The organism is Synergistaceae bacterium, from assembly GCA_012728235.1.
Lineage (GTDB): Bacteria > Synergistota > Synergistia > Synergistales > Synergistaceae > JAAYFL01.
In genome coordinates, this window is the sequence record JAAYFL010000036.1 from 1 (window position 1) to 8,569 (window position 8,569).

Genomic DNA, 8,569 nt, shown 5'->3' on the forward strand with positions numbered 1-8,569 from the left:
AAGTAAAAATCATGGCCCGGAGGACGGTTCCCTCCGGGCACTTCTGACCTGTTCAGTAGATGCGGCGAGGGTGTTCAGTTTAGAGCGGTCAGAGTGTTCAATCTGAAACGGTCAAGGTGTTTATTTTGAGCGGAATATGCATATAGATAGGTTTTTCATATAAATGGGCAGATATTGTATTAAGATAAATAATATAAATATGTTTTAAAGCAGTGATATATAATAAATTATAATGTGTTTAGCAATGAACTTCAAAAGATAAAAGTAGCGATTTAGGCGTAGATCTTTGAGTTTCTACTCGTTAACGCTGTTTGTGCCTGAGGGAGTCGTACACGTTAAAAAATCGCAAGATAAAATGACTTCACTGTTCAGAAAAGTTGTCCTCCCGTTTTAGCTTATTATGGGATGCTTATTGTAGAACCTAAAGAGAGTTTTTATTGTATCATCATAAGTAGAATAAGATAATTTATGTGCTTTTTATAATATTTTTTTATTATATGCATTAACATCTAGCATTGAGGAGGAGAAGAACCTTATGCGTGAATCAGGCGAGAATTATCTAAAAACGATTTTAATCTTAAAGGAGCGCAACGGAAGCGTCCGTTCGATAGACGTAGCGAATGAGATGGGTTATTCAAAACCAAGTATAAGTCGCGCAGTAAAGTTATTAATAAAACGTGGGCACGTCATTATGGAGTCAAATGGTGAGCTGATTCTAACTAAAAAAGGATACCACTTGGCTTCAGATATTTACGAAAGACATGAAGTTATATCAGAGTTTTTAGTTAAACTTTTAGGGGTAAACAAAGAAGTTGCAGATCGCGATGCTTGTAGAGTGGAACATGCGATAAGTGAAGAGAGTTTTGAAAAACTAAAAGATTTCGTAAAAATGAATTACCAATAAAACAAAAGAACAAATTATGAAATTAAGACAAAGATGTTATTTTATTCCCAAAGAAAAGTCCTGATGTAATCATCCAGTTGATCAAAATCAATTAAGAAGGAGTCATGCCCTTTTTCGCTTTCTATCTCTTCATACTTCGCATCTACCCCTGAAAGAGACGCTTGTCTGGCAGCCTCTTCCACTTGCCAGTTTGGAAATAACATATCGCTTGAAATGCCTCTGGCCAGCAATTTGTTTCCACGAAAATATCCCCAAGCTTTTTCAATTCCATCTCGCCCGACACCAATGTCATGTAAGTCCATCATCTTAGTTAGATAAAGATAACAGTTCGCATCGAAGCGTCGTACGAGTTCCTGTCCGTGGTATAGCAGGTAGTCCTCAACTTGGAACTTGCTATCCCATTTGCTTTGACTCTCGTCAACAGTTTTTCTCATGTATCTGTCTGTAAAAGTTTGTTCGCTCCTGTAAGTTATCATGGCCAACATGCGAGCAGTCATAAGCCCATTTACTGGTCCGGCTCCCTCGTAATTCCCAAAGTTCCATTCAGGGTCATTTGTTATGGTTTGTCTTTGAACGGAATTAAAAGCAATTGCCTGGGGATATAACCTATCTGGAGCAGCTATCAGTATGCATTTCTTGACGTCTTCAGAAAAAGTCAGAGCAATTTCAAGAGCTATCATTCCGCCTAAAGAGGCTCCTATTACACAGTTTATTTTTTTAAATCCAAGTTCGTCTAAAGCTTTCTTTTGTGCTATAGCGATGTCTCTTGGTGATAAAATGGGGAAATCCATTCCAAACTTTTTGCCTGTTTCTGGGTTAATTGAAAGAGGTGACGTGCTCCCATATGGACTGGCAAGATTTCCAAAGCATATAATACAGTATTTTCTCGTATCCAAGGCCTTGCTGTCTCCTACTATTGTGCCCCACCAAGGATCTGGCAAGCCCTTAACTTTTTCTCCGGCAAGTCTGTGACTTCCAGTCAATGCGTGACAGACTACTACTATGTTGTCTTTATTCGCATTTGGTTCACCGTACATAGAATATACTTGCACAACGTCTTTAAGGGTTTCTCCGTTGTGCAACTTAATTTCAGGAAGTGTAAGGGAACCACTTTTTTCTATCATTGTTATTTTTGTGTTGCCTTATTCAGAGCAGTAATAATGTCTTCCAAGATATCTTCTATATTTTCTATCCCGACACTCAGTCTTAGAAGACCGTCTGTAATGCCTGCTGCTTCTCTTTGATCTTTGGACAATTGGCTATGAGTTGTTGATGCAGGATGTATTATTAGAGTCCGCGAATCTCCAAGGTTAGCCATATGTCCGATAAGATCGAGCCCATCAAGAAACTTGCGTCCAGCCTCTAGCCCGCCTTTTATTGAGAAAGCCATCATTCCTCCGCAGCCGTCTTTTAGATATTGCTTGGCTAAATCATGTTGGGGATGAGAGGCAAGCCCTGGGTAACTCACCCATTCAACGGAAGGATTTGTCTCAAGATATTTCGCAATTTCAAGAGCGTTTTCGCTATGTTTTTTCATGCGTAGAGATAAAGTGGCCAGAGAGGTATGAAGTAAAAATCCGTCAAAGGCAGATGGACAGCCTCCCATATCTCTTATAATAGAAGCGTGTAATTTGGCATATAGTGCCGCTTTTCCAAAATGTTCAGCAAAAGTTATTCCGTGATATGAGTTATCCGGTTTCGCTAAAGTTGGAAATTTTTCCGGATATTGTGACCAGTCAAAATTGCCGCTGTCAACAACTGCGCCTCCGAGCAAGTTCCCGTTGCCAGAGATATACTTTGTAGTTGAATGCACAACTATATGAGCTCCCCATTCAATGGGTCTGCATAAAATAGGAGTAGCGAAAGTACTGTCTACTATGAGGGGAACTCCGGCTCTTTCTGCAATTTTGCTCAACGTTTCAAGTGGAGCAACGTTCATAACAGGGTTCCCAATAGTTTCCGTAATAATTCCCCTTGTATTTTCGTCAATGGCCTGTTCAAACTGGCAGGGATGATTCCCGTCAACAAATTTAGTAGTTATGCCAAAACGAGAAAAAATATTTTGTAAAAGAGTCAATGTGCCGCCATATACTTGACGAGATACAACTAAATTATCTCCGGAGGAACATAGAGCGGTTATAAGATGAGTAAATGCAGCTTGTCCTGATGATGTTGCTAGACAGCCAACTCCTCCTTCTAAAGCAGCTAATGCTTCTTCAAATGCAGACACAGTTGGGTTGGAGAGCCTTGAATATATGTGTCCACCCTCTTCTAAATTAAAAAGCTTTACAGCATGTTCGCTGTTTTTGAATTGATATGCAGAAGTAGCATATATAGGGAGAGCCGCAGCTCCTGTGGCGGGATCAAATTTCCAGCCGCAATGTAATGCTTGTGTTGCTAAACCATATTTTTTCTTATCTGACATTTATATTTTCTCCCTTCATGAGTTAAAGCAATAAAAAAACCGAGCCCATAAAACTTAGGCCCGGCCTGTGAATACGACGTCTAATTCGCGTCTATCTCATCAGGAAGGACCCGTTGGAATTGCACATCATCATGTTGTACAGATAAGTAGATAGTATCATAATGCGGGTCTCCTTTCCCTCAAAATAAACGATAACAGTAATTGTAATTGTAGAGACCGCTATTGTCAACATATCATCCATGGAGATAGATAAAACTCATATTTTTTTATGGAAGCTATTTGCTACGTATTATGATTTTTATAAAATTGGATTTACATTTATTTATGAAAGAAAAAGCTGTTGGTCTATCGGTTTGCTTTTGGGTAAAATAAGCAGCTGATTTTACTCAAAAACAATAAATATTTTTTAAAATACCTAATTTTAATCTATAGGTTCTTTGCATTTTTACTAATTTGTGTGTACAATACTTTTTTCAGAAGCATATACAATGTATTGTTATGCTTTTACTTCAGATTTAATCAGTGCTCTTATGCTTTAAGGAGGTCGGGAGATGGCAGTAATTAAACGCAGTTCATCCAATAAACTTTTAACAACTACTCTGAATAATTTTTATGCGGCAGCAGAAGAGATGGGATTAGAGGACAATATTGTAGAGGTTTTGAGTCGCCCTGAGCGCTCTATGCAAGTTTCCATTCCTGTTAACATGGATGACGGATCAGTAAAAGTGTTTCAAGGATATCGAGTTCAGCACTCTTCGGTCTGTGGTCCTGCGAAGGGTGGAATTCGATTCCATCCCGATGTTGATCACGATGAATGTGAAGCGCTTGCAAATCTTATGACCTGGAAATGTTCTCTCGCTGGTATTCCCTATGGCGGTGCTAAGGGAGGAATTTCGGTTGACCCGACAAAGCTTTCGAAACGTGAACGAGAAGAGATGACTAGAACGTATGCGGCACGTATAGAGCCTATAATCGGAGATTGGGCTGATATTCCAGCGCCTGACGTCAATACAGGCGGGCAAGAGATGATCTGGATTGTTGATACTATCTCCAAGCTCAGAGGACGATGGGAGCCGGCATTAGTCACTGGTAAACCTTTTACATATTGGGGTTCAAAGGGCAGAGCAGCTGCAACGGGCCTTGGGGTTTCTACTTGTATATTAGAACTTCTTAAAACTCAGAATGTTGATCCTTGTTCAGCAACAGCAATAGTGCAAGGTTTTGGTAACGTGGGAACGTACAACGCACTATACCTCCACCAAGCTGGCGTAAAGATTGTCGGATTGTGCGATATTTCAGGAGGTTATTACTGTAAAGACGGCATAGACATAGAGAAAGCGTTGGAATGCACTTCAGAAAACGTTTGTCATACTCTTGAAGGATACCTTCAGAAAGGACTTACCAAGATAAGCAGGGAAGAACTCCTTTTGCAAGAATGTACTATTTTATCTCCCTGTGCGCTTGAGAACGTTATTAATAAAGACAATGCTGATAAGCTAAAATGTAAATACTTGATAGAAGGAGCTAACGGACCGACCACACCCGAGGCAGATGTTATTTTAGACAAACGGGGAATCTTGGTTGTGCCCGATTTTCTTGCAAATAGCGGAGGAGTTATTGGTTCATACTATGAATGGGCTCAGAATCTATCAGGCACATTTTGGACAGAAGAGAAACATAATAGAAACCTTAGTTTGTTAATGAAAGAAAATTTCAAAAGAGTCTGGAATTACAGTATTGAACATAATGTAAAAATGCGTCGTGCAGCTTTTATGGTAGCAATCAAGAGAGTTGCAGATAGTGTCCGTCTCAAAGGAAATTTTCTCTAAATCTATAAAAAGCTTTTAAGCTGACATAAAGACTTTAATTTGGAGGCTATTCATTCTTAGATATTTTACCTTCGGAGGAGTCTTAGCATAGTTTTATGTGTCACAGTATTTATGTTCATGTGTTAGATTAGAAACTAAAGATTCTAAAGATTGTACTTACAGTGCGTTCCTTTACACAGATATTAAATTATAAAAACTCTCAGATAATTTTTGCAGAGAGTTTTTGTATTACAAAGAACTTTTTACAAAGTGGGGAGAGTTATAAATATTCTCTTCCTATAACTTTGTTTCACGACGTATGATTCGGCTTTGGTTCCTTCGCTTTTCTATACTTTAGTTCCCATTATTTACCAAATACTTTGATGAGGAATATTAGGATCAACACTTGATTTGTAAAAAATGGACCGTTTGATTATGGATGAGATATTAACAAGGAGGAAGAGATAATGAGAGAATACGCTACGCAAATGGAAGCGGCAAGAAAGGGAATTGTTACCGAAGAATTAAAAAAAGTAGCTCAAAAAGAGTTAATGACTGTTGAAGAATTAATGCCACTGGTTGCATCCGGAAAAGCAGTAATATGTGCAAATAAAAATCATAAACAGATAGACCCACAGGGAATCGGGTCCATGTTAAGAACAAAGATAAACGTGAATATAGGGATTTCCAAAGATTGCAAAGATTATGATATGGAAATAAAAAAAGTTATGCAAGCTGTTGATATGGGCGCTCATGCAATCATGGATTTGTCCTCACACGGAAACACAGCGCCTTTCCGCAGAAAACTTACGTCAGAATGTCCGGCCATGATAGGGACGGTGCCTGTATATGATTCCGTCATCCACTATCAAAGAGATTTAAGCACTCTTACAGCGAAAGACTTTATTGATGTAGTAAGGGTGCATGCTGAAGACGGGGTTGATTTTGTGACACTGCACAGTGGTATTACAAGAGAAACAATAGACCAGATAAAAAAGCATAGAAGAAAAATGAATATTGTCTCCAGAGGGGGCTCTCTATTATTTGCATGGATGCATATGACAGGTGAAGAGAATCCTTTTTATGAGTATTACGATGAAATTCTTGATATATGTCGCGAATATGATGTAACAATATCTTTGGGCGATGCCTGTCGGCCGGGGTGCCTTGCGGACGCTTCCGATGTGTGTCAGATAGATGAACTTGTAAGGCTTGGCGAACTTACAAAAAGAGCTTGGGAAAAAGATGTTCAGGTAATAGTGGAAGGGCCTGGGCATATGCCCATTGACCAGATTGCTGCAAATGTGAAAATTCAACAGACCATCTGTAATGGAGCACCATTTTATGTGTTGGGCCCGTTGGTAACGGATATCGCACCTGGCTATGATCATATTACATCAGCAATAGGAGGAGCCATAGCAGCTTCTGCCGGAGCAGCTTTCTTATGTTATGTTACTCCCGCAGAGCACTTGGCACTCCCGAATTTAGAGGATGTGAAACAGGGCATTATTGCCTCAAAAATTGCAGCCCATTCAGCGGATGTAGCAAAGGGGATAAGAGGCGCAAGAGAGATTGATGACAGAATGGCTGATGCAAGAAGAGTGTTTGACTGGTCAGGACAGTGGGAGTGTGCAATAGATCCAGACACAGCAAGAAAAATCCGAGATGACAGAAAACCAGAACACGAAGATAGTTGCTCTATGTGTGGGAAGTTTTGTGCGATAAGAAGTATGAACAAAGCGCTTACGGGTGAGTATATTGATATTTTGTAGCCCAAGGGCTACAGCGTGAGTATTTCAATAAAGTGCTCTTCCCTGCTTTCCCGTATATTAGGAAAATAAGTCTTCATGAATAAAAATGACTTAACAAAACAACTTGTTAGCCAAATCTCTGCTTGAATCCTCAGGTAGAGATTTCTTGTAGTGGTATTTATGAAAGAGCAGTTGTGATAAAAAGTGCCAAATAAAAAAAGACCCAACTAATGTTAGGTCTTCTAAGAACAATGGTGCCGGGGACGAGAATCGAACTCGTAAGGGTTGCCCCACACGCCCCTCAAACGTGCGTGTCTACCAATTCCACCACCCCGGCAGACTAAAAGATTATACGAATGTTATCTCTTTTCGTCAAGTATTAATAAATTCTAAGAAGAGGCCTACGAAGGGCCTCTTCTTAGGAATAATACAAGCTACTTAAACTCTCTACGCTCTTTAATACGAGCTGCTTTTCCGCTGAGTTTTCTGATGTAGTACAGTTTGGCTCTACGAACTCTACCCTTACGAACTATCTCAACTTTGTCAACTGAAGGACAGTGTACAGGGAAGATTCTTTCAACACCGACTCCGTTAGAAATTTTTCTAACAATGAAGTTCTCTCGAATACCACCGTGCTGACGTCCTATTACAACTCCTTCAAAAATCTGAATACGAGATTTTTCGCCTTCTTTGACACGGACGTGTACTTTTACTGTGTCTCCCGGGCGGAAAGCAGGAATTGTTTCGCTGTCTTTTACAAATTTTTTCTCAACTAGAGCAATTTTTGGATCAATCATGAGGATTTTCCCTCCTTATTTTTGTAATTTTGATTAATTTTAATTTTATGTTTCTAAAACTTCTCGTTAATTTTATTCCGTCCTTTATCTTTGTCCGAAGAACCTATCAAGAGTAATGCCGATTGTACTTCTTACAGATAAGTGATTCAAATTATTTTTTACTCCCGATATAGGGGGTAAAACTGTATTTGCAGAATCAATCATCTTGCTATGTAGCTCGCACTCTCTACCAAATAAGAAGACAGTGCAATAGTTTTTCAGAAGAATTTCTCTTTTTAAAGATAGCCAGTTTACAGCTTTCTTACAATCTTTTGTCGTTACTACTACTTTGTGAAGATCTGTTTTTGATCGCTTTTCTATCCAGGCGAGGGCCTTTTGGGTAGAACCGAAAAGCTTTATATTATTGAGCGCTTCTTTCAAATCGGGTCTATCTTTACACTCTGCTTCTTCCGATAAAAGAGATATCGTTTGTTTTATCGTTTCTCTTTGCTGAGCATTCGGAGCAATCAATATATATCTTTCTATCCCATAAGTTCTACAGACTGTAGCTGTGTCTATTAGATTTAATTTTAACCCTTCACTGATAGAGTTGTCGGTCTTTGGGTCAAGAGTAGAATTATAAATCTCTATGACATATGCTCCGTAGTTTAAATAGGGCATTATCCCAGCTCGTCCAATAATATCAGGTCTTCTCTTCAACGTTCTTTCTACGGATTGACGTCTTCGCCATTCTTTAATAATTGTGTCATTTCCGCTAAGTAGTATCTCCGGAACTTCCTCATCATCCCACACAGCCGGACGGGTATAATTTGGGTAATCGAGCATTCCGTTGTAAAAAGAATCTTCTTGTACTGCTTCCGTTTTTCCGACTACGCCAGGTATTA

General features: G+C 39.3%; 7 protein-coding genes and 1 tRNA gene. 3 read left to right on the forward strand and 5 right to left on the reverse strand.

Going from position 1 to position 8,569, the window contains the following annotated elements; genetic code table 11:
* Positions 1–535: 535 nt before the first annotated feature.
* Positions 536–904: a metal-dependent transcriptional regulator gene (locus GXZ13_02775; GenBank protein ID NLX74762.1), complete on the forward strand. Its 369-nt coding sequence runs from the start codon at positions 536–538 to the stop codon at positions 902–904.
* Between the two features lie 41 nt (positions 905–945).
* Here the strand turns inward: GXZ13_02775 and metX are convergent, their stop codons facing one another.
* Positions 946–2,028 (reverse strand): homoserine O-acetyltransferase, encoded by a 1,083-nt coding sequence (gene metX, locus GXZ13_02780; GenBank protein NLX74763.1) that lies wholly within the window; start codon positions 2,026–2,028, stop codon positions 946–948.
* Between the two features lie 2 nt (positions 2,029–2,030).
* Complete coding sequence (locus tag GXZ13_02785; GenBank protein ID NLX74764.1) at positions 2,031–3,329, reverse strand: O-acetylhomoserine aminocarboxypropyltransferase/cysteine synthase; 1,299 nt, start codon at positions 3,327–3,329, stop codon at positions 2,031–2,033.
* A gap of 551 nt (positions 3,330–3,880) precedes the next feature.
* Between GXZ13_02785 and GXZ13_02790 the strand changes: the two genes are divergently transcribed.
* Positions 3,881–5,158 carry a Glu/Leu/Phe/Val dehydrogenase gene (locus GXZ13_02790; protein ID NLX74765.1) on the forward strand — a complete coding sequence of 426 codons (1,278 nt, stop codon included), beginning with the start codon at positions 3,881–3,883 and terminating at the stop codon, positions 5,156–5,158.
* Between the two features lie 446 nt (positions 5,159–5,604).
* A complete protein-coding gene (gene thiC / locus GXZ13_02795) occupies positions 5,605–6,909 on the forward strand; it encodes a phosphomethylpyrimidine synthase ThiC (protein ID NLX74766.1) in 1,305 nt (434 codons plus the stop codon).
* A gap of 231 nt (positions 6,910–7,140) precedes the next feature.
* Here thiC and GXZ13_02800 read toward each other — a convergent pair.
* The 3 genes from GXZ13_02800 to GXZ13_02810 all read right to left on the reverse strand — a co-directional run.
* Positions 7,141–7,225 (reverse strand) — tRNA-Leu (locus tag GXZ13_02800).
* 97 nt (positions 7,226–7,322) lie between these two features.
* Positions 7,323–7,682 (reverse strand): 50S ribosomal protein L19, encoded by a 360-nt coding sequence (rplS, locus tag GXZ13_02805; GenBank protein ID NLX74767.1) that lies wholly within the window; start codon positions 7,680–7,682, stop codon positions 7,323–7,325.
* An 87-nt stretch (positions 7,683–7,769) separates the two neighbouring features.
* A partial coding sequence (locus GXZ13_02810) for a tRNA (guanine(37)-N(1))-methyltransferase (protein ID NLX74768.1) occupies positions 7,770–8,569 on the reverse strand: 800 nt, incomplete at its 5' end.

Bases quoted from the DNA above. Each gene is read 5' to 3' on its own strand.
- GXZ13_02775 (NLX74762.1), top strand. From the start codon at position 536: ATGCGTGAATCAGGCGAGAATTATCTAAAAACGATTTTAATCTTAAAG.
- metX (NLX74763.1), bottom strand. From the start codon at position 2,028: ATGATAGAAAAAAGTGGTTCCCTTACACTTCCTGAAATTAAGTTGCAC.
- GXZ13_02785 (NLX74764.1), bottom strand. From the start codon at position 3,329: ATGTCAGATAAGAAAAAATATGGTTTAGCAACACAAGCATTACATTGC.
- GXZ13_02790 (NLX74765.1), top strand. From the start codon at position 3,881: ATGGCAGTAATTAAACGCAGTTCATCCAATAAACTTTTAACAACTACT.
- thiC (NLX74766.1), top strand. From the start codon at position 5,605: ATGAGAGAATACGCTACGCAAATGGAAGCGGCAAGAAAGGGAATTGTT.